This window comes from Pseudomonas lalucatii (genome assembly GCF_018398425.1).
Taxonomy (GTDB): Bacteria; Pseudomonadota; Gammaproteobacteria; order Pseudomonadales; family Pseudomonadaceae; genus Aquipseudomonas; species Aquipseudomonas lalucatii.
The window spans coordinates 633,221-654,240 of sequence record NZ_JADPMV010000001.1 but is presented as its reverse complement, the minus strand read 5'-3'; the positions used below and the strand labels follow the sequence as shown (position 1 = coordinate 654,240).

Below are 21,020 nucleotides of genomic sequence, written 5' to 3'. Positions count from 1 at the left end.
GGGGCCCGCGGTGGCTGCAGATTCAGCGCACCACTGTACTGGCTGACGGCTGCCCATGCGAGGGGGCTCAGGGCGCGCGGGGGGCGATGAAGGTGCTGGCGGTGCCGACCCGGGTGCCGGGTTCGTCCAGCTCGCGCACCTCGAAGCGCAGCGATTGTGTCGCCCCTCCAGCCGGGGTGCCGATGCGCGCCACGCTGACCGGCAGGTCGCGGATTTCCCCGGGCGCCAGGTTCAGTTCGCCCGGGCCCTGCAGCCTCAGGCCGGGAGCGTCGACCAGGACCAGGGCATAGCGCCGGGCCTGCTGGCTCTTGTTGATGAGCTTGAGGCGGTAGCTGTTCTCCACCTGGCCGGCGCTGTTGTAGCGGTACAGGCCGCGATCCTTGCTCACGTCCAGCGACAGCAGGGGGCGGGCCTGCAGGGCCCAGGCGAAGGCGCCGATCATGAGCAGCAGCATGGCGCCGTAGCCCAGCAGCTTCGGCCGCAGCCAGCGGGTCCTGCCGCCGGCCAGGGCGCGGCTGGAGCTGTAGCGCACCAGGCCACGGGCGTAGCCCATCTTGTCCATCACCTCGTCGCAGGCGTCGATGCAGGCGCCGCAGCTGATGCAGTCCAGCTGCAGACCGTCGCGGATGTCGATGCCGGTGGGGCAGACCTGCACGCACAGGGTGCAGTCGATGCAGTCGCCCAGGCCCTCGGCGCGCGGATCGGCGCCCTTCTTGCGCGGGCCGCGGCCCTCGCCGCGGGCGCTGTCGTAGCTCACCAGCAGGGTGTCATCGTCGAACATGGCGCTCTGGAAGCGCGAGTAGGGGCACATGTGCAGGCACACCTGCTCGCGCAGCCAGCCGGCGTTGAGGTAGGTGGCGACGGTGAAGAAGGCCAGCCAGAAGGCGCTGGTCGCGCCCAGTTGCAGGCCGAACAGGTCGCCGCTCAGCGCGCGGATCGGCGTGAAGTAGCCGACGAAGGTCAGCGCGGTGGCCAGGCTGATGGCCAGCCACAGGCCATGCTTGGCGGCACGGCGCAGCAGCTTGGCGGCCGACCAGGGCGCGGCGTCCAGCTGGATGCGCCGGTTGCGCTCGCCCTCGGCGAGCCGCTCGACCCACATGAACAGCCAGGTCCAGACGCTCTGCGGGCAGGCATAGCCGCACCAGACGCGGCCGGCCAGCACGGTGATGAAGAACAGGCCGAAGGCGCAGATGATCAGCAGCGCCGAGAGCAGGATGAAGTCCTGCGGCCAGAAGGTCGCGCCGAAGATGTGGAAGCGGCTGTTGCCCAGGTCCCAGAGCACCGCCTGGCGGCCGTCCCAGTCCAGCCAGGCGGTGCCGAAGAACAGCAGGCAGAGAGCGCCGGCGCCATAGCGGCGCAGGTCGCGGAACAGCCCGGTGAAGCTGCGGGTGTGGATGGCGCCCCCGGCCTGGGCGGGCGTCAGGCGTAGCGGGCTGCGCGGGTCGAGGGTCTCGACGAGGCGCGCGGGTATGCGTTCGGTCATGGGCATCGCCCCCTCTGGCAGTGGTCAGGCGGGGGCATGATCGACCCGGGGCGTCTTCGGTAACAGACTCAGGTTTTTATTTAAAAAGCGGATCAGATGGCGCGCCGAATGCGTGCCGCTGCCTAACGTCCCGGATTTTCAGGGGGTTCTGCCCAGAACCGCGCGGGAACAACTGCACTGCAGTGAGGCCGCCTTGTGCATCTGCTCCGGTCTGCTGCGCATTCAGGATCCCGGCAGGGCCCCGGTGGCAAGCAATGCCGCGCATGGTGCCCGGCACATGACGGCGAAGGCGCGGCGGCCGGCGTCGAGCAGGCCCACGCGCCCCGTGGCCGTGTCGAGCGAAGCAGGGCACTATGCTGGAAGCAGCCGCGCGTCAGCCTGCCTGGCGAAGCGGCCGAGCCTGCCAGCACTGCGCAACGAGGGAGTCCGGCCACCATGAGCGAGGCCCACGCAACGGCTTTTCCCGATCTGGCCCTGAGTCATTTCGAACTCTATGTGCGCGATGCGGCGCGCATGGAGGCCTTCTACACCGCCTGCCTCGGCTTCATCGTCACCGACAGGGGCGCCGGCGCGGACGCCATGGTGTTCCTCAGCCGCAATGCCGGCGAGCACCACCAGCTGGTGCTCAACCCGCGGCCGTCCGGGCGACCCACGGACAGCCCCCTCGATCACATCTCCTTCCGTGTCGCGGACCTCGCCGGAGTGCGCCGCTTCTACCAGGCGCTGCGCGCGGAGGCCGGCGTGGCCGTGGACGCGGTGTCCCACGGCAGCACCTGGTCGATCTACTTCCGCGACCCGGAGGGCAACCGCCTGGAGGTGTTCGCCGACACGCCCTGGCATGTCGACCAGCCCTGCAGGTTCGCCATCGACCTGGAGCGGGACGACGCGCAACTGCTGGCCTTCACCGAGCAACAGCTCCGCGGGCGGCCCGGCTTCCGGCCCGTGGCGCAATGGCGCCGGGAGCATGGCGAGGCGTTTGGCGAGCGCTGATGGGGTATCCTGGGCACACCTTCCTCGCCAAGACCCCGCCATGCTGGTGATCTCCAACAGCGTCCACCTGCCCGACGATGAAGTCGAGCTGACTGCCATCCGTGCCCAGGGCGCCGGCGGGCAGAACGTCAACAAGGTGTCCAGCGCCGTGCACCTGCGCTTCGACAGCCAGGCCTCGTCGCTGCCGCCGTTCTACAAGGAGCGCCTGCTGGCCCTGCGCGACAGCCGCATCACCGCCGGCGGCGTGATCGTCATCAAGGCCCAGCAGTACCGCACCCAGGAGCAGAACCGCGCCGATGCCCTGGAGCGCCTGGCCGAGCTGATCCGCAGCGCCGGCAAGACCGAGAAGGCCCGCCGCCCGACCAAGCCGACCCTGGGCTCGAAGAAACGCCGGCTGGAAGGTAAAACCAAGCGCGGGGCGATCAAGGCGGGGCGGGGCAAGGTGGATTTCTGAGGGCGACGCTTACCGTGCGCTTTAGTGATCGGCGGCCAGTGTGCCGTCCGCGGTCGTCTGGAGGCTGCCCTGGCGATCCAGGTGGCCGCTCCAGGCAGTCAGGGCCAGGGCCAGCAGCACCACCAGGGCGCCGATCCAGGCGGTGTGGATCAGGCCGAGCTGGCTGACGATCAGCCCGCCGCCCCAGGCGCCGCCGGCGATGCCGAGGTTGAAGGCGGCGATGTTCAGGCCCGAGGCCACGTCCACGGCGTGCGGCGCATGGCGCTCGGCCTGGCGCACCACATACAGCTGCAGGCCCGGCACGTTGCCGAAGGCCAGCGCGCCCCACAGCAGCACGGTGCCGAGTGCCAGCCAGGGATTGCTGGCGGTGAAGGTGAGCAGCAGGAGCACCCCGGCGAGCAGCAGGAAGATCAGTTTCAGGGCCTCTATCGGCCCCTTGCGGTCGGCCAGCTTGCCGCCCCAGATATTGCCCACCGCCACCGACAGGCCGTACACCAGCAACACCAGGCTGACGGCCCCGGCGCTGAAGCCGGCGATGTCCTGCAGAATCGGCGCGAGGAAGGTGAAGGCGGTGAAGGTGCCGCCGTAGCCCAGCGCCGTCATCCCATACACCAGCAGCAGCCGCGGCTGCTTGAGCACCGCCAGTTGCTGCAGCAGCGCGGCGGGCTTGCCCTGGGGAATGTCGCGCGGCACGAACAGCAGGCTGCCGACGAAGGCGATCAGGCCCAGGGCGGAGACCGCCAGGAAGGTCTCGCGCCAGCCGAAGTGCTGGCCGATAAAGGTGCCCAGCGGCACGCCGGTGACCAGGGCCACGGTCAGGCCGGTGAACATGATGGCGATGGCGCTGGCGGCTTTCTCCTTCGCCACCAGGCTGGTGGCGATGGTCGAGCCGATGGAGAAGAACACCCCATGGGCCAGGCCGGTGACGATGCGCGCGACGATCAGCGATTCGTAGCCAGGTGCCTGCCAGGCCAGCAGGTTGCCGCCGGTGAACAACACCATCAGCCCCAGCAGCAGGCGCTTGCGCGGCAGCTTGCCGGTCAGCGCGGTGAGCAGCGGCGCGCCGATCGCCACGCCGAGGGCGTAGAGGCTGACCAGCAGGCCGGCGGAAGGCAGGCTTACACCGAGATCGGCGGCAATAGTGGGAATCAGACCAACGATAACGAACTCAGTCGTACCGATGGCGAAGGCGCTGAGGGTCAGCGCCAGGAGGGCAATGGGCATGGCAAAAACTCCGGTTCTGGATGAATGGCGCGCAGTGTCCGACGCGGACTCATGCAGAAAAACCGGGTTTCAGGCAGAAGATATTTGATTAATATTCAACAATGAAAAGCACCCTGGACGAGCTGCAAGCCTTTATCCATGTGGTCGACAGCGGCTCCATCACCGCTGCGGCCGAGCAATTGGCGCAGACCACCTCGGGCATCAGTCGTGCCCTGGGCCGCCTGGAAACCAAGCTCGAGACCACCCTGCTGCGCCGTACCACCCGCCGCCTGGAGCTGACCGAGGAGGGCCAGGTGTTCCTCGTCCAGGCGCGGCGGATCGTCGCTGCGGTGGACGAGGCCGAAGAGCAGATGGCTCTGCGCCGCCAGCAGCCGGCAGGGCGCCTGCGGGTGAATGCCGCGGCGCCTTTCATGCTGCATGTGGTGGTGCCGCTGATCGAGGATTTTCGCCGGCAGTACCCGCAGATCCAGCTGGAGCTGCACAGCAGCGAGCGCATCATCGACCTGCTCGAGCAGCGCACCGATGTCGCCATCCGCATCGGTGCGCTGCGCGACTCGAGCCTGCATGCCCGCCCGCTGGGCAGCAACCGTCTGCGCGTGCTCGCCAGCCCGGCCTATCTGGCGGCCCATGGCACGCCGCAGAGCGTCGAGGCGCTGGCCGGTCACAGCCTGCTCGGCTTCACCCAGCCGGACAGCCTCAACCACTGGCCGCTGCGCCACGCGCTGGGCGACAGCCTGGCGATCAGCCCCAGCCTTGTGGCCTCCAGCGGCGAGACCCTGCGCCAACTGGCCCTGGCCGGCGCCGGCATCGTCTGCCTGGCCGATTTCATGACCCGTGGCGACCGCGCCCGCGGCGAGCTGGTACAGCTGCTGCCACAGGCCACCGTCGAGGTGCGCCAGGCGATCCACGCGGTGTACTACCGCAACACCGCGCTGGCCTCGCGCATCGGCTGCTTCCTCGACTACCTCGCCGGCCGCCTCGGCCCGAGCGGCTAGTCGCTCGCGGCCGCCGGCAGGGCGCCTGTGGCACCGGCCCGCGCCACGCCGCGGCCGTGCATCAGGCGGTAGGCCGCCGGCAGCACGAACAGCGACAGCAGCGGCGCGCTGAGCATGCCGCCGACCATGGGCGCGGCGATGCGGCTCATCACCTCGCTGCCGGTGCCGCTGCCGAGCAGGATCGGCAACAGGCCGGCGATGATCACCGCCACGGTCATGGCCTTGGGCCGTACGCGCTGCACGGCGCCCTCGCGAATCGCCTCGAGCAGCGCGTTCTCGCCGTGATGGCCAGCCGCCTGGCTCGCCTCCCAGGCGTTCTTCAGGTACAGCAGCATGATCACGCCGAACTCGGCGGCGACCCCGGCCAGGGCGATGAAACCGACCCCGGTGGCCACCGACAGGTTGTAGCCCAGCAGGTAGAGGAACCAGACTCCACCGACCAGGGCGAAGGGCAGGGTGAGCATGATCAGCGCCGCCTCGCTGAAGCGGGCGAAGCACAGGTAGAGCAGCACGAAGATGATCAGCAGGGTGGCCGGCACCACCAGCTTGAGCCGTGCGTTGGCCCGCTCGAGGAACTCGAACTGCCCCGAGTAGCTCAGGCTGACGCCCGGCTGCAGGCGCACCTGCTGCTCGATGGCGCCGCGCAGGTCGGCCACCACCGAGGCCAGGTCACGGCCGCGCACGTCCACGTAGACCCAGCCCGAGGGCCGCGCGTTCTCGCTCTTGAGCATCGGCGGGCCGTCGCTGACCGCGATGCGCGCCACCGTGCCGAGGGTGATCTGGCTGCCCTGGGGGGTGTAGATCGGCAGTTGTTCCAGGCCGCCCAGGGAGTCGCGCCATTCCCGCGGATAGCGCAGGCTGATGGGGAAACGCGCCAGACCCTCGATGGTCTCGCCGATATTCTCGCCACCGATGGCGCCGGCGACTATGGCCTGTACATCGGCGATGTTCAGGCCATAGCGCGCCGCGGCCTGGCGGTCGATGTCGACGTCGATGTAGCGGCCGCCGGTGAGGCGCTCGGCCAGCGCCGAGCTGACCCCCGGCACCTGCTTGGCCACCTGCTCGATGGCCTGGGTGGTCTCGTCGATCTGCGCCAGGTCGCTGCCGGCGACCTTAACCCCGATCGGGCTCTTGATACCGGTGGCGAGCATGTCGATGCGGTTGCGGATCGGCGGAATCCAGATATTGGTCAGCCCCGGCACCTGCACCACCCGGTCCAGCTCCTCCACCAGCCTGTCCGGCGTCATGCCGGCGCGCCATTGCTCCTGGGGCTTGAAAGCGATGGTGGTCTCGAACATCTCCAGCGGCGCCGGGTCGGTGGCGGTCTCGGCGCGGCCGGCCTTGCCGAACACGTGGGCGACTTCCGGCACCGTCTTGATCAGCCGGTCGGTCTGCTGCAGCAGCTGCGCGGCTTGCTGCGCCGACAGCCCGGGCAGGGCCGAGGGCATGTACAGCAGGTCGCCCTCGTCCAGCGGCGGCAGGAACTCGCCGCCCAGGCGTGACAGGGGCCACAGGGCGCTGAGGAACACCAGCACGGCCACCAGCAGCGTGGTCCTGGGCCAGCGCAGCACCCCTTCCAGGGCCGGCTGGTAGAGGCGGATCAGCCCGCGGTTCAGCGGGTTGCGCGCCTCGGAGGGAATCCGCCCGCGAATCCAGTAGCCCATCAGCACCGGCACCAGGGTCACCGACAGGCCGGCGGCGGCGGCCATGGCGTAGGTCTTGGTGAAGGCCAGGGGGCCGAACAGACGGCCCTCCTGGGCCTGCAGGGTGAACACCGGGACGAACGACAGGGTGATGATCAGCAGGCAGAAGAACAGCGCCGGGCCGACCTCCACCGCCGCCGCGGTCATCACCTGCCAGTGCTGCTCGCCCTTGAGCTCCTCGCCGGGATGGGCCTCGCGCCAGGCCTCGACCTTCTTGTGGGCGTTCTCGATCATCACCACCGCGGCGTCGACCATCGCGCCGATGGCGATGGCGATGCCGCCGAGGGACATGATGTTGGCGTTGATGCCCTGCTGCTGCATGACCGCGAAGGCGATCAGCACGCCGACCGGCAGGGAGACGATGGCCACCAGGGAGGAGCGCAGGTGCCAGAGGAACAGGGCGCAGACCAGGGCGACGACGATGAACTCCTCCACCAGCTTTTCGCCCAGGTTGCGTACCGCGCGGTCGATCAGCTGGCTGCGGTCATAGGTGGTGACGATCTCCACCCCCTCCGGCAGGCTGGCCTCGAGCGCCTCGAGCTTGGTCTTGACCGCGGCGATGGTGGCGCGGGCGTTCTTGCCGCTGCGCAGGATCACCACGCCGCCGACCACTTCGCCCTCGCCGTCCAGCTCGGCGATGCCGCGGCGCATCTCCGGGCCGAGCTGGATGTGCGCCACGTCGCCGAGGGTCACCGGCACGCCGCCGCGATCCAGGCGCAGGGGAATGGCGCGGAAGTCCGCCAGCGTCTGCAGGTAGCCGGAGGCGCGCACCATGAACTCGGTCTCCGCCAGCTCCAGCAGCGCACCGCCGGTTTCCTGGTTGGCGCGGCCGATGGCCGCCGTCACCTCGGCCTGGGTGATGCCCAGGCTGGCCAGCTTGAGCGGGTCGAGCTGTACCTGGTACTGCTTGACCATGCCGCCGATGGTCGCCACCTCGGCGACGTTGGCCAGGGTCTTCAGTTCGAACTTGAGAAACCAGTCCTGCAGGGCGCGCAGCTGGGCCAGGTCATGCCGCCCGCTGCGATCGACCAGGGCGTACTGGTAGATCCAGCCGACCCCGGTGGCGTCCGGCCCCAGGGCCGGTTTGGCGCCGGCCGGCAGGCGGCTCTGCACCTGGCTGAGGTATTCCAGCACCCGCGAGCGCGCCCAGTACAGGTCGGTGCCGTCCTCGAACAGCACATAGACGAAGCTGTCGCCGAAGAACGAATAGGCGCGCACCGTCTTCGCCCCCGGCACCGCGAGCATGGTGGTGGCCAGGGGGTAGGTGACCTGATTCTCGACGATCTGCGGGGCCTGGCCGGGGTAGGGGGTGCGGATGATCACCTGCACGTCGGACAGGTCGGGCAGCGCATCGATGGGGGTGTTCTGCAGCGACCAGACGCCCCAGGCGGTGGCGAACAGGGTGGCCAGCAGCACCAGCAGGCGGTTGCCCACCGACCAGCGGATCAGGGCGGCGATCATGGCTGCACCTCGAGCTTCTCCAGGCGCTCGATCAGCAGGCCCTCATCGCTCTGGCGTACGCCGACGCGCACCCGCTCGCCGGTCTGGATGCCCTGGGCCAAGGCCGGATCGGCCAGCGGGAAGCTCATGGTCATGCCCGGCATGCCGAGGGTCTTGAACGGGCCGTGGGCGAGACGCAGCGAGTCGCCGTCGATGGCGATGACCCGGCCTTCGGCCTCGTGCAGGGCCGGCTGGGCGGCGGGCGTCTGGGGACCGTCCAGGCCCCGGGCGAGGATGCCGCGCAGGCTGGCCTCGGAGTCGAGCAGGAACTGCCCGGAGGCGACCACCCGCTGGCCTTCCTGCAGGCCTTCGAGGACCTGGGTCTTGTCGCCGGTCTCGCGGCCCAGGCGGACCTCGGCCGGGCGGTAGCGTCCGCCATCCTCGGCGAGCATCACCAGGGCACGGCGGCCGGTGCGGATCACCGCCTCGCTCGGCACCCACAGCGCGGCCCGCTCGGCCGGGCGGGCCAGGCGCACCTGGGCGGTCAGCCCCGGCCGCAGGCGGCCATCGGGGTTGGCCAGTGCGACCCTGACCCGCAGGGTGCGGCTGTCCAGGTTGGCCTCGGGCAGGATGCGCTCGATGCGTCCTTCCAGCACCTCGCCGGGCAAGGCCGGCAGGCGCACCTCGACCCTCTGGCCGGGCGCCAGGCCCTGGGCCTGGGCCTCGGGCACCGCGGCGTCCAGCCACACGCTGGCCAGGCCGTTGATGGTCGCCAGCGGCTCGCCTGCAGCCAGGGTCATGCCGGCGCGCACCTCGAGGGTCTGCAGTACCCCGGCGATGGGGCTGGTGGCCGTCCACAGCGTCTGCACCCTGCCGCTGCGCGCCACCTGCTCGATCAGTGCGGCCGGCATGCCGGCCAGGCGCATGCCCTGGCGCGCGGCGGCCAGCAGCTCGGGCTCGGCCGTGGCGCGCAGGGCGAGGAACTCCTCCTGGGCCTGGGCCCAGGCGGGCACCAGCAGCTCGGCCAGGGGCGCGCCGGCGGCCAGCAGGTCGTCCGGCGCCAGCGGGTAGACCCGCTCGACGAAACCGCCGCTGCGCGCCTGCACCACGGCGACATCGCGGCTGTTGAAGGTCAGGCTGCCGACCACCTCCAGGCTGCCGCTCATGGCCTCGCGGGTGACCGGGGCCAGGCGCATGCCGAGATTCTGGGCGACGCTGGCATCGATGCTGACCGCGGCGCTGTCGCCGGCGCCGTCGGCATAGCGGGGCACCAGCTGCATGTCCATGAAGGGCGACTTGCCGGGTTGGTCGAACTTCTGTTGCGGGTACATGGGGTCGTACCAGTACAGCACCTCGCCTTGCGGGGCGGGCGCCGCTGCCGCGGTGTCGGCGGCGGGGGCGCCGGCCTGTCTGGCGAGGCCGTAGCCGCCGAGGGCGCCGATGGCGAGCGCCAGGCCGGCAAGCACGGCGCCTTGCATGATTCGAGTGCTCATCAAGGGGATTCTCCATAGGCGAAGTACAGGCGGGCGTTGCTCAGGGCGCGCTGTTCCTCGAGGTCGATATGGCGCAGGCGGGCTTCGATCAGTTCGCGGCGGGCGGCCACCAGCTCGCCGAGCTCGGCGCTGCCGGCGCGGTAGCCGGCCATCGTCAGGGCGCGCTTTTCCTCGGCCAGCGGCAGCAGGCTGTCCTGGCTGCGTTGCACGGCGCGGTCCAGGCGCTGGTATTCGGCCAGGTCCTCGGCCAGCTGCGCGGCATGTTCGCGTTCCAGCGCTTCGCGTTCGGCCTGTACACGGTCCAGCTCGGCGTGGCGCGCGGCGATCCTGGGGTTCTGCCTGGCGCCCGGAAACAGCGGCAGGTCGACGCTGAACTGCAGGCTCAGCATGTCGCCGAACGCGCGGCCGCGGCGCTGGTAGTCCAGCTCCCAGCTCCAGTCCGGGCGCTTGTCCGCCAGCGCCTCGCGCACCCTGGCCTCGGCCTCCTCGGTCATGGGCGCGAAGGCGCTCAGCTCCGGGTGTCGCTGCAGCTGGCTGCGGTAGTGCTGGGCGTCGACCGGCCACTGGGGCTGGCGGCCGACCGGTGCCTGCGTGGCCGTCTCGCCGATCCAGCGCCGCAGTGCGGCCTGCTGCCGGGTGCGTGCGGCGATCAGCCGATCTTCCTCCTCGGCCAGCAGGGCCGCCTCCTGCTTGGGCACCACGCTGTCGGCGACCTGGCCGCGAGCACCGGCGATGCGCGCCTGCACGGCCTTGGCGAGCAGGCGGTTCTCCTCGTAGAGGTTGGCGAACAGGTCGAGCTTCTGCTCGACGGCCAGGGTCGAGATCCAGGCCATGGCGGTTTCCCGTCTGACCCTGAGCCGCTCGATCCGCTGCTCGGCGTCGGCCCGCCGGATACCGGCCTGGGCCACCTCTACCCGTGCCCGGCGCTTGGCGCGATTGGGCACCTCCTGCATGACGCCGACCATCTGCATGGTCATGAAGTCGCTGTTGAGGCTGCCGCGGTCGGGGCCTTCGGCGGGGACGTTCTGCAGGCCGAGCAGCAGCTTGGGGTCCGGCAGTTCGCCGGCGGGAATGGCCGCGTTGCGGGCGGCGTCGACGCCGGCTGCCTGGGCGGCCAGCGAGGGCGCCTGTCGCTCGGCCAGCTGCAGGGCTTCGTCCAGGGTCAGGGCGGCCGCCCAGGCGGGCAGGGCCAGCAGGCAGGCGGCCAGCAGCGCGCCGGTGCGCCCGCTGCGGGTTTCAGGTGTTCTCATGGCAGGAGTTCCGCTGATGATCCAGCGCCGGCACACGCGCAGGCGCACGTGTCGCTGTGCACCAGGGAGCGCGCAGCGACGTTCAGGACAGGACGGGAATCAGCCGCGGGGTGGGCGCCAGAGGTCTTCGGGGGCCTGCGAGGGGAGGAAGTCGCCGTAGCCCGTCGGGGCGGGGGTGGCCGCGGCGGGGAACTGCGTCCTGGCCGTGGCCAGTTGGGGCAGGCCGGCGCTCTGGCATTGCTGGCCGTTCTTGCACACCTTGCTGCCGAGCTGCGCGCTTTTCTGGGCGTCGCAGCAATCGCTCCCGGCCGGCATCGGCGTCTCATGGGCCTGGGCCGGCATCGGGCAGGGCTCGGCCTGCACGGCCAGCGCCGCCAGCCCGTTGAGGGGCAGCGCGAGGCAGAGCAGCAGGCACAGGAGCAGGCGGGCGGTCATGGTGGCGTGATGATTCGGCTGTGACGGGTCAGCGATTATAACCATAGTGCCTGGCGATGAGTTGATCCAGGGCAAGAACACCGGGGCCCTTGGCCGCCAGCAGCAGCAGCACGGCCGCCCAGACGCCGTGGGTCGGGTAGGCGCCAGGGTAGACGAACAGCTGGATCACCAGGGTCATGCCGAGCAGCGCCAGGGCGGAGAAACGGGTGGCCAGGCCGAGGAGGATGAGGATGGGAAACAGGTGCTCGGCGAAGGCCGCCAGCTGCGCGGCCAGTTCCGCGGGCAGCAGCGGCACCTGGTACTCGTGCTCGAACAGCGGCACGGCCGAAGCCGAGAGCCTGGGCAGGCCGAGCTCGAAGGTGCCCTCGACGATGTCGATGGCCAGGCCCTCGATCTTGGTCTGGCCGGACTTCCAGAACACCGCGGCGATCGAGAAGCGACCGAGCAGGGCCACCAGGCTGTAGGGAATCAGCTTGCACAGGTCGATCGCCCAGGCGATCAGGCGGACGGGGGCGGCGGCGCGGGCCAGGTCGGCGGAATTGCTCATGGCTGTTGTCCTTGGTTGGCGTAGGCGAAGCGGATGATGGCGCCGCTGCCGAGCAGCTGGGCCAGGCAGTGGCCGAGGTCGAATTCGGCGTCGTGCGCCAGGGCGTCTGCTGCGGCCTGCCCCAGGGGGCGTCCCTGCTGCAGGGCCTGGATGAAGCGCGCGGCGCCCGGGCGGATGCCGAGTACCTCGACCTCCAGCGCCCGGCGCTGGACCAGGGCGCATTCGCCCAGGCCGGGGTCCAGGCCGGTGAGCCGTCGTTCGCCCTGATGGGCGGCCCACAGCGAGACCACCGCGAAGGCCGACGCGAGCACGCCGAGTGCCGGGTGCAGCTGGAAGTGCAGGGCGCCGACGCGCTCGGGAGTGGCCAGGGCGGCGGCCAGCGCATCATGGGCGACGGGGGCGGCGTCGGCGGCGTGGTAGGCCTCGATGCGCAGCAGTTCCAGGCGCGCCACGTCCGCCAGGTAGGGCAGGCCGGCGGCCGGCGCGAAGCCTTCGATGAAGGCCGGGAAGCCGGCCCCGTAGTAGGCCAGGATGCGCGAGCGTGGCGGCGCGCCACGCACGAACTCGGCCGCCATGGCGCGGAAGAAGGCCTCGCCCACCAACTGCTGGGCCACCGGGAAGCTGGCGGCCAGGGCATCGACCAGGGAGCTGAGTACGTTGTTGCGGTAGACGGCGAAACGCTGTGCCGGGTCGGAGCCGTTCCAGGCGCGCAGCTGTGCCGGGCAATCCAGCTGTGGATCGAGCAGGGCGGCGGCGAATTGCTGCTGCATGCTCATGCCCGGGCCTGCTGTCGACGCGGCTCACAGGCATCGAGCAGCGCCTGGGCCTGCTGCGCTTCGCGCACCAGTGCATCCAGCGGCGGCACCGCGTTGTCCCGCTCGAGCAGGGTGGGGGTCGGCCCGATCAGCCCCAGGGCGTCCTCGAAGAGCCGCCACACCGCGTTGTCGACCGGCGCGCCGTGGCTGTCGATCAGCAGGCGGTCGCCGGCCGCATCGCGGTCCTCGGTGAAGCCGGCCAGGTGGATCTCGCCCACCGCGTCCAGCGGCAGGGCGCGCAGGTAGGCCTGGGCGTCCCAGTGGTGGTTGATGCAGGAGACATAGATGTTGTTGACGTCGAGCACCAGGCCGCAGCCGGTGCGACGCACCACTTCGTTGATGAAGTGGGCCTCGTCCAGGGTGGAGCCGGCGAACTGCAGGTAGGTTGCCGGATTCTCCAGCAGCATCTGCCGCTGCAGGTGCTGCTGGACCTGATCGACGTGGGCGCAGACCCGCTCGAGGGTCTGTGCGTCGTAGCAGATCGGCAGCAAGTCGTTGAGGAACACCTCGCCATGGCTCGACCAGGCCAGGTGCTCGGAAAATGATTCGGGTTGATAGCGTTCGAGCAGCCTGGCCAGGCGCTGCAGGTGTTCGCTGTCGAGGGCCTGCTGGCCGCCTATGGACAATCCGACGCCGTGAATCGACAGGGGATAGCGCTCGCGGATCAGCCCCAGGTAGTGGTGGAAGGGGCCGCCGGCGACCATGTAGTTCTCCGCATGGACCTCGAAGAAGCCAACGGCTGGCGGGTTATCGAGAATCTCCTCGAAGTGCTGCGATTTAAGGCTGATGCCGGCCCGGCTGGGAAGCGCGGGCCGAAGCGCAGGGGCGCTGCTGACAGGGGGATTGGGGGTGGGGATCATCAACAGCGCTCCTGCTGGCCGATCAGGACTTCACTTCCTCGAAGGCCTCGAGCTGGCCGAAGCCGGTCGGCGAGGTCGGCGAGGCGATTTCCTTGCAGGTGCCCTCCGGGACGAATTTCCAGGCGTTGCCCTGGTAGTCGGTCTTGGCGGTACCGGCGCAGGTGGTGCCGGGGCCGGCGGCGCAGTCGTTCTTGCCCTTCATGGATACGCCGTAGCACTTCTCGTTCTCCGCCGCCTGGGCGGTGAGCGGAGCGCTGGAGATTGCCAGGGCTGCCCCCAGGGCAAGGGCGAGACCGGCGGCCGAAACAGCATGGGAAGCAGTGGTTTTCATCTTGGGTATCTCCATATGTCTGAGGGGGTGATGCATGCGCATTCAGCATAGAACAGCAGCAGTGACAGCCCGGTTCGCCGGCGCCGGATGCCGGCGCCCGGCAATCGCGCGTGCCGTTCTTACCCAATCTGACGGGCGGTATGGACTTTTGTTACAGGCCCCCGCAGAAAACTTTGCGAGCCGGCGCGCACCCGCCGCCTGGCCCCGGCCCTTGCCCGGCCCTTGCCCGGCCGTGCCTCATGCGGGGGCGTGGCACAGCGCCAGGGCGCTGTCGAGCATGCGGTTGGAGAAGCCCCATTCGTTGTCGTACCAGGCCATGACCTTGACCAGCTTGCCGCTGACCTTGGTGTGGTTGGCGTCGAAGATCGACGACAGCGGGTTGTGGTTGAAGTCGCAGGACACCAGGGGCAGGCTGTTGTAGCCGAGCACCGGCGATTGCTCGCTGGCCGCCTTGAGCAGGGCGTTGATCTCCTCGGCCGTGGTCTCGCGCTTGACCTGCAGGGTCAGGTCGACCAGCGAGACGTTGATCACCGGCACCCGTACGGCCATGCCGGTCAGCTTGCCGGCCAGTTCCGGGAGCACCAGGCCCACTGCCTCGGCGGCGCCGGTCTTGGTCGGGATCATCGACTGGGTCGCCGAGCGGGCGCGGTAGGGGTCGCCGTGATAGACGTCGGAGAGGTTCTGGTCGTTGGTGTAGGCGTGGATGGTGGTCATCAGGCCCTGCTCGATGCCCAGCTCGCGCTGCAGCACCTGGGCCACCGGCGCCAGGCAGTTGGTGGTGCAGGAGGCGTTGGAGATGATCTGCATGGACTGGCGCAGCACGTCCTGGTTGACGCCAAACACCAGGGTGGCGTCGGCGCCCTTGGCCGGTGCCGAGATCAGTACCTTGTGGGCGCCGGCACGCAGGTGGGCGGCGGCCTTGTCGCGTTCGGTGAACAGCCCGGTGCACTCGAGCACCAGGTCGACCTGCAGGGCCCGCCACGGCAGCTCGGCCGGATTGCGAATGGCGCTGACGGCGATGCGGTCGCCATTGACCGTCAGATGCTCGCCGTCGGCCTGCACCTGGCCTTCGAAGATGCCGTGCACGCTGTCGTATTTGAACAGGTGCGCGTTCATCGCGCTGTCGCCCAGGTCGTTGATCGCCACGACCTGCAGTTGTTGGCGGTAGTCCTGGCTGTAGAGGGCGCGCAGGACGTTGCGGCCGATGCGGCCGAAGCCATTGATGGCGATTCGTAGGGTCATGGTGGAGGTCTCGTGATTTTGTTGTTGGAATTACAAGATTATATTCAAAGGTGTAGAAATCAAGCCGTTTGACTGGCAATATTCTCGTAGTAAGTACAAAATATCGTCATTCGCCAGCCTGGAGTCGACAACATGCATCCCCGCGTCCTTGAGGTAACCGACCGCCTGATTGACCGTAGCCGCGCCACGCGCGCGCGCTACCTGGCGATGATCGATGCGGCCGCCAGCGAGGGCCCGCAGCGCGGCAAGCTGCAATGCGCCAACTTCGCCCATGGGGTGGCCGGCTGCGGCAGCCAGGACAAGCAGACCCTGCGCCTGATGGATGCGGCCAACGTCGCCATAGTTTCTGCTTATAACGACATGCTCTCGGCGCACCAGCCCTACCAGGACTATCCGGAGCGGATCAAACAGGCCCTGCGCGAGGTCGGCTCGGTCGGCCAGTTCGCCGGTGGCGTGCCGGCCATGTGCGACGGCGTGACCCAGGGCGAGCCGGGCATGGAGCTGGGCATCGCCAGCCGCGAGGTGATCGCCATGTCCACCGCCGTGGCGCTGTCGCACAACATGTTCGATGCGGCGGTGTACCTGGGCATCTGCGACAAGATCGTCCCAGGCCTGCTGATGGGCGCGCTGCGTTTCGGCCACCTGCCGAGCCTGTTCGTGCCGGCCGGGCCCATGCCCTCCGGCCTGTCGAACAAGGAGAAGGCCGACGTGCGCCAGCGCTACGCCGAGGGCAAGGCCAGCCGCGACGAGCTGCTGGCCGCCGAGATGGCCGCCTACCACAGCCCCGGCACCTGCACCTTCTACGGCACCGCCAACACCAACCAGCTGCTGATGGAGGTGATGGGCCTGCACCTGCCGGGCGCCTCCTTCGTCAACCCGGGCACACCGCTGCGCGACGCCCTGACCACCGAGGCGGCCCGGCAGATCACCCGCCTGACCCGGCAGAGCGGCCAGTTCATGCCGCTGGGGCGGATCGTCGACGAGCGCTGCCTGGTCAACTCCATCGTCGCGCTGAATGCCACCGGCGGCTCGACCAACCACACCCTGCACATGCCGGCCATCGCCCGCGCCGCCGGCATCCAGCTGACCTGGCAGGACATGGCCGACCTCTCCGCGGTGACCCCGACCCTGGCCCACGTCTATCCCAACGGCAAGTCCGACATCAACCACTTCCAGGCCGCCGGCGGCATGGCCTTCCTCATTCGCCAGCTGCTCGAGGCCGGCCTGCTGCACGAGGACGTCAACACCGTGGCCGGCCACGGCCTGTCCCGCTACTGCCGCGAGCCCTTCCTCGAGGACGGCGAGCTGGTCTGGCGCGACGGCCCGAGCAAGAGCCACGACGAAAGCGTGCTGCGCCCGGTGGCCAACCCGTTCTCCGCCGAGGGTGGCCTGCGCCTGATGCAGGGCAACCTCGGGCGCGGGGTGATGAAGGTCTCCGCGGTGGCGCCCGAGCACCAGGTGGTCGAGGCGCCGGCGCGGGTGTTCCACGATCAGCAGGCACTGGCCGATGCCTTCAAGGCCGGCGAACTGGAGCGCGATTTCGTCGCGGTGATGCGCTTCCAGGGCCCGCGCAGCAACGGCATGCCCGAACTGCACAAGATGACCCCCTTCCTCGGCGTGCTGCAGGATCGCGGCTTCAAGGTGGCGCTGGTCACCGACGGGCGCATGTCCGGCGCCTCGGGCAAGATCCCCGCGGCCATCCATGTCTGTCCCGAGGCCTACGATGGCGGCCCGCTGGCGCGGGTGCGCGACGGCGACCTGATCCGCGTCGACGGCGCCAGCGGCGAGCTGCGGCTGCTGGTGGACGCCGCCGAGCTGGCGGCACGGGAGCCCGCGGTCGACGACCTGGTCGACGCCGAGGGGTGCGGCCGCGAGCTGTTCGCCTTCATGCGCCAGGCCTTCAGCTCGGCCGAGCAGGGCGCCAGCGCCTTCACCGCCAGCCTGGAATCGCTCAAGTGAAGCTGGCGCTGGTCGGCGACATCGGCGGCACCAATGCGCGTTTCGCCCTGTGGCGCGACGCGCAGCTGGAGTCGGTGCGGGTGCTGGCCACCGCCGACTACCCGGGGCCGGAGGCGGCGATCCGCGCCTATCTGGGTGAGCTCGGGCTGCCGCTCGGCGCGGTGGACGCGGTGTGCCTGGCCTGCGCCGGGCCGGTGGGCGGCGACCTGTTCCGCTTCACCAACAACCACTGGCGCATCAGCCGCGCGGCCTTCTGCCGCGAACTGCAGGTACGCGAGTTGCTGCTGGTCAACGACTTCTCCGCCATGGCCCTGGGCATGACCCGCCTGCGCGAGGACGAGCGCCTGCAGGTCTGTCCCGGCGCGCCGGAGGCGCACCGCCCCTGCGTGGTGATCGGCCCCGGCACCGGCCTGGGCGTCGGCACCCTGCTGCAGTCGGCCGACGGCAGTTGGCTGGCGCTGCCGGGTGAGGGCGGCCACGTCGACCTGCCGATCGGCAGTCCGCGCGAGGCCGCGTTGTGGCAGCAGCTGTATCGCCAGCTCGGCCATGTGCGCGCCGAGGACGTGCTCAGTGGCGGCGGCCTGCTGGCGCTGTACCGCGCCCTCTGTGCCCTGGATGGCCATGAGCCGCACCTGGGCTCGCCGGCCGAGGTCACCGCGGCGGCGCTGGCCGGCGACGCCCCGGCGCAGGCGGTGGTCGAGCAGTTCTGCTGCTGGCTCGGCCGTGCGGCCGGCAACCTGGTGCTGAGCCTGGGAGGCCGCGGCGGCGTCTACATAGTCGGCGGCGTGGTGCCGCGTTTCGCCGAGCTGTTCCTGGCCAGCGGCTTCGCCCGCTGCCTGCGCGACAAGGGCGTCATGAGCCCGTATTTCGACGGGGTGCCGGCGTGGCTGGTGACGGCCGAGTACCCGGGGCTGATGGGCGCGGGTGTCGCTTTGCAGCAAGTATTTGCCACGGCCCGGGTGTAGGCTGGCGCGCGCCCGTTCGCGCCGCCTGCGGCCGATGATCTAACAATAAGGATGGCGGAGCATGAGCCTGCCCGGAAAGTCGATATTGCTGGTCGATGACGACCAGGAAATTCGCGAGCTGCTGCACACCTACCTGAGCCGCGCCGGCTTCCAGGTGCGCACGGTCGGCGATGGCGCGGGTTTGCGCCAGGGACTGTGCGCCGAGCCGGCGGATCTGCTGATCCTCGATGTGATGCTGCCCGACGAGGACGGCTTCAGCCTGTGCCGCTGGGTGCGCGAGCACCAGCGTTTCGCCCAGGTGCCGATCATCATGCTCACCGCCAGTTCCGACGAGGCCGACCGGGTCATCGGCCTGGAGCTGGGCGCCGACGACTACCTGGGCAAGCCGTTCAGCCCCCGCGAGCTGTTGGCGCGGATCAAGGCCCTGCTGCGCCGCGCCCATTTCAGCCATGAGCGCGGCAGCGAGGTGCTGGCCTTCGATGACTGGCGCCTGGACATGGTCAGCCACCGGCTGTTCCACGCCGACGGCGAGGAGGTGATCCTCTCCGGCGCCGACTTCGCCCTGCTCAAGCTGTTTCTCGACCATCCGCAGCAGATCCTCGACCGCGACACCATCGGCAACGCCACCCGTGGCCGCGAGGTGATGCCGCTGGAGCGCATCGTCGACATGGCGGTCAGCCGCCTGCGCCAGCGCCTGCGCGACACCGACAAGCCGTCGCGGCTGATCCGCACGGTGCGCGGCAGCGGCTACCTGCTGGCGGCCAGCGTCACGCCGTACCTGGGCGATGGCCATTAACCTGCGCCGGCTGCTGCCGGTGCCGCGCTCGCTGCTGGCGCGCATGCTGCTGCTGACCCTGCTGGTGGTGCTGCTGGCCCAGGCCCTGTCGAGTTTCATCTGGGTCTCGCAGTTGCGCGCCAGCCAGATGGAGGGGCTGCTCACCAGCGCGCGCAGCCTGGCCCAGTCGATGGCCGCCAGCGTCGGCTACTTCCGCTCCCTGCCCCTGGGCTACCGGCCGCTGGTGCTCGACCAGTTGCGCAACATGGGCGGCACGCGGTTCTTCGTCTCGCTCAACGACAAGCCGCTGGACATGCAGGTGCTGCCGCAGACCCCGCGCAAGCGCGCGGTGCTCGATGCCGTGGATGCGACGCTGCGCGAGCGCCTGGGCAAGGACCTGGACCTTTCCGTGCAGTTCGTCAGCCCGGATGACCTGCTGATCTTCAACAGCGCCCTGAAGCTCGACCAGCTGCCCCGTTCCTGGGCGCACTACGCCCTGAGCCTGGAGCCGCTGAATCCGCCGGTGCTGGTGACGCAGATCCGGATCGCGCCGAACGAATGGCTGTACCTCGCCTCGCTGATGCCCGAACCCTATGTCAGCCTGGAGCAACAGGGGCTGCCGGCCCAGCAGCTGTGGTTCATCATCCTCACCAGCAGCTTCCTGCTGCTGTTCATCGGCCTGCTGGTGCACTGGCAGAGCCGGCCGCTCAAGCGCCTGGCGGTGGCGGCGCGGGAGATGTCCCTGGGCAGCGAGGTGGAGCCGCTGGCCGAGGCTGGCGGCAGCGAGGTGGTGGAGGTCAGCCGCGCCTTCAACAACATGCGCGAACGCATCGGCCGCTACCTGCGCGAGCGCAGCCAGCTGTTCAGCGCGATCTCCCACGACCTGCGCACGCCCATCACCCGCCTGCGCCTGCGCGTCGAATTGCTCGACGACGAGGCGTTGCAGGCCAAGTTCGGCCGCGACCTGGACGAGCTGGAGATGCTGGTCAAGGGCGCGCTGCAGTGCGTCAAGGACACCGACATCCACGAGAACATCGAGCCGGTCGACCTCAACCATCTGCTCAACTGCGTGATCGAGCCCTACCTGGCGCCGGCCGGCAACGGCCGGGTGACCCTCGAGGGCCAGGCCCTGGCCAGTTACCCGGGAAAGCCGCTGGCGCTCAAGCGCTGCATCGGCAACCTGGTGGACAACGCCCTGAAGTACGGCGAGCGCGCCCACCTGCGGATCGAGGACGACGGCAAGGCCTTCGTCCTGCACGTCGACGACGAGGGGCCGGGGGTGCCCGAACAGCGCCTGGAGCAGGTGTTCGAGCCGCATTTCCGCCTGGCCGGCCAGCAGCAGGGCTACGGCCTGGGCCTGGGCATCGCGCGCAACATCGCCCACAGCCACGGCGGCGAGCTGAGCCTGCAGAACCTGCGCGAAGGCGGCCTGCGGGTGACCCTGATGCTGCCGCGCCAGGCCGAGTGAGGGCGCGCATCAGCCGTCCGCCGCCTCCAGCATCGCCAGCAGGCGCCTCAGGCCGGCGTCCAGTGCTGCCAGTTCGGCGGCGTCCAGCGGCGCCATGATCCGCTGCTCGTTGTCCACGTGGGCCGTCACCGCGCGGTCGATCAGCGCCTTGCCGTCGTCGGTCAGGCGCACCAGCAGGCTGCGCGCGTCCGCCGGGTTGGCCTCGCGCTGCACCCAGCCGCTGGCCTCCAGGCTCTTCAGGCGGTGGGTCATGGTGCCGGAGGTGACCATCAGGGTGGCGAACAGCTCGGTCGGCGCCAGGCAGTAGGGCGCACCGGAGCGGCGCAGGGTCGCCAGCACGTCGAACTCCCAGGCGCTCAGGCCGAAGGTGGCGAAGGTTTCGTCCAGGCGCCGGCCGAGCAGGGTGGCGCAGCGCTTGAGCCGGCCGATGCTGCCCATGGGGCCGAGTTGCAGGTCCGGGCGCTCGCGGCGCCATTGCGCGAGGATGGCGTCTACCGCATCCGCTCGTCGATCTGTGCTCATCGGATACCCCTTATCTATCTTGATATCAAGATTATTCTGTGCGAGGCTCTGATTTTATCTTGAATTGAA

General features: G+C 69.8%; 19 protein-coding genes. 7 read left to right on the top strand and 12 right to left on the bottom strand.

Features of this window, described 5'->3' with window-relative positions:
- Positions 1-67: 67 nt before the first annotated feature.
- A complete protein-coding gene (gene ccoG / locus I0D00_RS02890; RefSeq protein WP_213638258.1) occupies positions 68-1,483 on the bottom strand; it encodes a cytochrome c oxidase accessory protein CcoG in 1,416 nt (471 codons plus the stop codon).
- A gap of 435 nt (positions 1,484-1,918) precedes the next feature.
- Here ccoG and I0D00_RS02885 point away from each other — a divergent pair, with 435 nt between their 5' ends.
- Positions 1,919-2,473 carry a VOC family protein gene (locus I0D00_RS02885; protein WP_213638257.1) on the top strand — a complete coding sequence of 185 codons (555 nt, stop codon included), beginning with the start codon at positions 1,919-1,921 and terminating at the stop codon, positions 2,471-2,473.
- 40 nt (positions 2,474-2,513) lie between these two features.
- Positions 2,514-2,927 (top strand): alternative ribosome rescue aminoacyl-tRNA hydrolase ArfB, encoded by a 414-nt coding sequence (gene arfB / locus I0D00_RS02880; protein WP_213638256.1) that lies wholly within the window; start codon positions 2,514-2,516, stop codon positions 2,925-2,927.
- A 21-nt stretch (positions 2,928-2,948) separates the two neighbouring features.
- Here the strand turns inward: arfB and I0D00_RS02875 are convergent, their stop codons facing one another.
- The gene (locus I0D00_RS02875) at positions 2,949-4,151 is read right to left on the bottom strand and encodes an MFS transporter (RefSeq protein ID WP_213638255.1); all 1,203 of its coding nucleotides are present in this window, start codon (positions 4,149-4,151) and stop codon (positions 2,949-2,951) included.
- 101 nt (positions 4,152-4,252) lie between these two features.
- Between I0D00_RS02875 and I0D00_RS02870 the strand changes: the two genes are divergently transcribed.
- Positions 4,253-5,146, top strand: a complete 894-nt coding sequence (locus tag I0D00_RS02870; RefSeq protein ID WP_213638254.1) for a LysR substrate-binding domain-containing protein — start codon at positions 4,253-4,255, stop codon at positions 5,144-5,146.
- Here the strand turns inward: I0D00_RS02870 and I0D00_RS02865 are convergent.
- The 9 genes from I0D00_RS02865 to gap form a co-directional block, all read right to left on the bottom strand.
- Positions 5,143-8,310, bottom strand: a complete 3,168-nt coding sequence (locus I0D00_RS02865) for an efflux RND transporter permease subunit (protein ID WP_213638253.1) — start codon at positions 8,308-8,310, stop codon at positions 5,143-5,145. The genes I0D00_RS02870 and I0D00_RS02865 overlap by 4 nt on opposite strands.
- Positions 8,307-9,782, bottom strand: coding sequence for an efflux RND transporter periplasmic adaptor subunit (locus I0D00_RS02860; protein WP_213638252.1), 1,476 nt, complete (start codon positions 9,780-9,782; stop codon positions 8,307-8,309). The genes I0D00_RS02865 and I0D00_RS02860 overlap by 4 nt, the downstream gene beginning before the upstream one ends.
- Positions 9,782-11,032 carry a TolC family protein gene (locus tag I0D00_RS02855; RefSeq protein ID WP_213638251.1) on the bottom strand — a complete coding sequence of 417 codons (1,251 nt, stop codon included), beginning with the start codon at positions 11,030-11,032 and terminating at the stop codon, positions 9,782-9,784. Before I0D00_RS02855 ends, I0D00_RS02860 begins: the two co-directional genes overlap by 1 nt.
- 99 nt (positions 11,033-11,131) lie before the next feature.
- Positions 11,132-11,467 carry a hypothetical protein gene (locus I0D00_RS02850; RefSeq protein WP_213638250.1) on the bottom strand — a complete coding sequence of 112 codons (336 nt, stop codon included), beginning with the start codon at positions 11,465-11,467 and terminating at the stop codon, positions 11,132-11,134.
- Positions 11,468-11,495: 28 nt separating this feature from the next.
- Positions 11,496-12,014: a DoxX family protein gene (locus tag I0D00_RS02845; protein ID WP_213638249.1), complete on the bottom strand. Its 519-nt coding sequence runs from the start codon at positions 12,012-12,014 to the stop codon at positions 11,496-11,498.
- Positions 12,011-12,790, bottom strand: a complete 780-nt coding sequence (locus tag I0D00_RS02840; protein WP_213638248.1) for an HvfC/BufC N-terminal domain-containing protein — start codon at positions 12,788-12,790, stop codon at positions 12,011-12,013. The genes I0D00_RS02845 and I0D00_RS02840 overlap by 4 nt, the downstream gene beginning before the upstream one ends.
- Complete coding sequence (bufB, locus tag I0D00_RS02835) at positions 12,787-13,689, bottom strand: MNIO family bufferin maturase (RefSeq protein ID WP_213638247.1); 903 nt, start codon at positions 13,687-13,689, stop codon at positions 12,787-12,789. The genes I0D00_RS02840 and bufB overlap by 4 nt, the downstream gene beginning before the upstream one ends.
- A gap of 22 nt (positions 13,690-13,711) precedes the next feature.
- Positions 13,712-14,020, bottom strand: coding sequence for a BufA1 family periplasmic bufferin-type metallophore (locus I0D00_RS02830; RefSeq protein ID WP_213638246.1), 309 nt, complete (start codon positions 14,018-14,020; stop codon positions 13,712-13,714).
- 237 nt (positions 14,021-14,257) lie between these two features.
- Entirely contained in the window at positions 14,258-15,262 is a 1,005-nt protein-coding gene (gene gap / locus I0D00_RS02825) for a type I glyceraldehyde-3-phosphate dehydrogenase (RefSeq protein ID WP_213638245.1), read from the bottom strand.
- 132 nt (positions 15,263-15,394) lie between these two features.
- Here gap and edd point away from each other — a divergent pair, with 132 nt between their 5' ends.
- From edd to I0D00_RS02805, 4 genes are all read left to right on the top strand, one after another.
- Entirely contained in the window at positions 15,395-17,221 is a 1,827-nt protein-coding gene (gene edd, locus I0D00_RS02820) for a phosphogluconate dehydratase (RefSeq protein ID WP_213638244.1), read from the top strand.
- Entirely contained in the window at positions 17,218-18,186 is a 969-nt protein-coding gene (locus I0D00_RS02815) for a glucokinase (RefSeq protein WP_213638243.1), read from the top strand. Before edd ends, I0D00_RS02815 begins: the two co-directional genes overlap by 4 nt.
- Positions 18,187-18,247: 61 nt before the next feature.
- Entirely contained in the window at positions 18,248-18,982 is a 735-nt protein-coding gene (locus I0D00_RS02810) for a response regulator (RefSeq protein ID WP_213638242.1), read from the top strand.
- Positions 18,983-19,001: 19 nt separating this feature from the next.
- Complete coding sequence (locus I0D00_RS02805) at positions 19,002-20,429, top strand: ATP-binding protein (protein ID WP_213640201.1); 1,428 nt, start codon at positions 19,002-19,004, stop codon at positions 20,427-20,429.
- Positions 20,430-20,438: 9 nt separating this feature from the next.
- Here the strand turns inward: I0D00_RS02805 and I0D00_RS02800 are convergent, their stop codons facing one another.
- Positions 20,439-20,951, bottom strand: coding sequence for a MarR family winged helix-turn-helix transcriptional regulator (locus tag I0D00_RS02800; protein WP_213638241.1), 513 nt, complete (start codon positions 20,949-20,951; stop codon positions 20,439-20,441).
- Positions 20,952-21,020 lie beyond the last annotated feature (69 nt).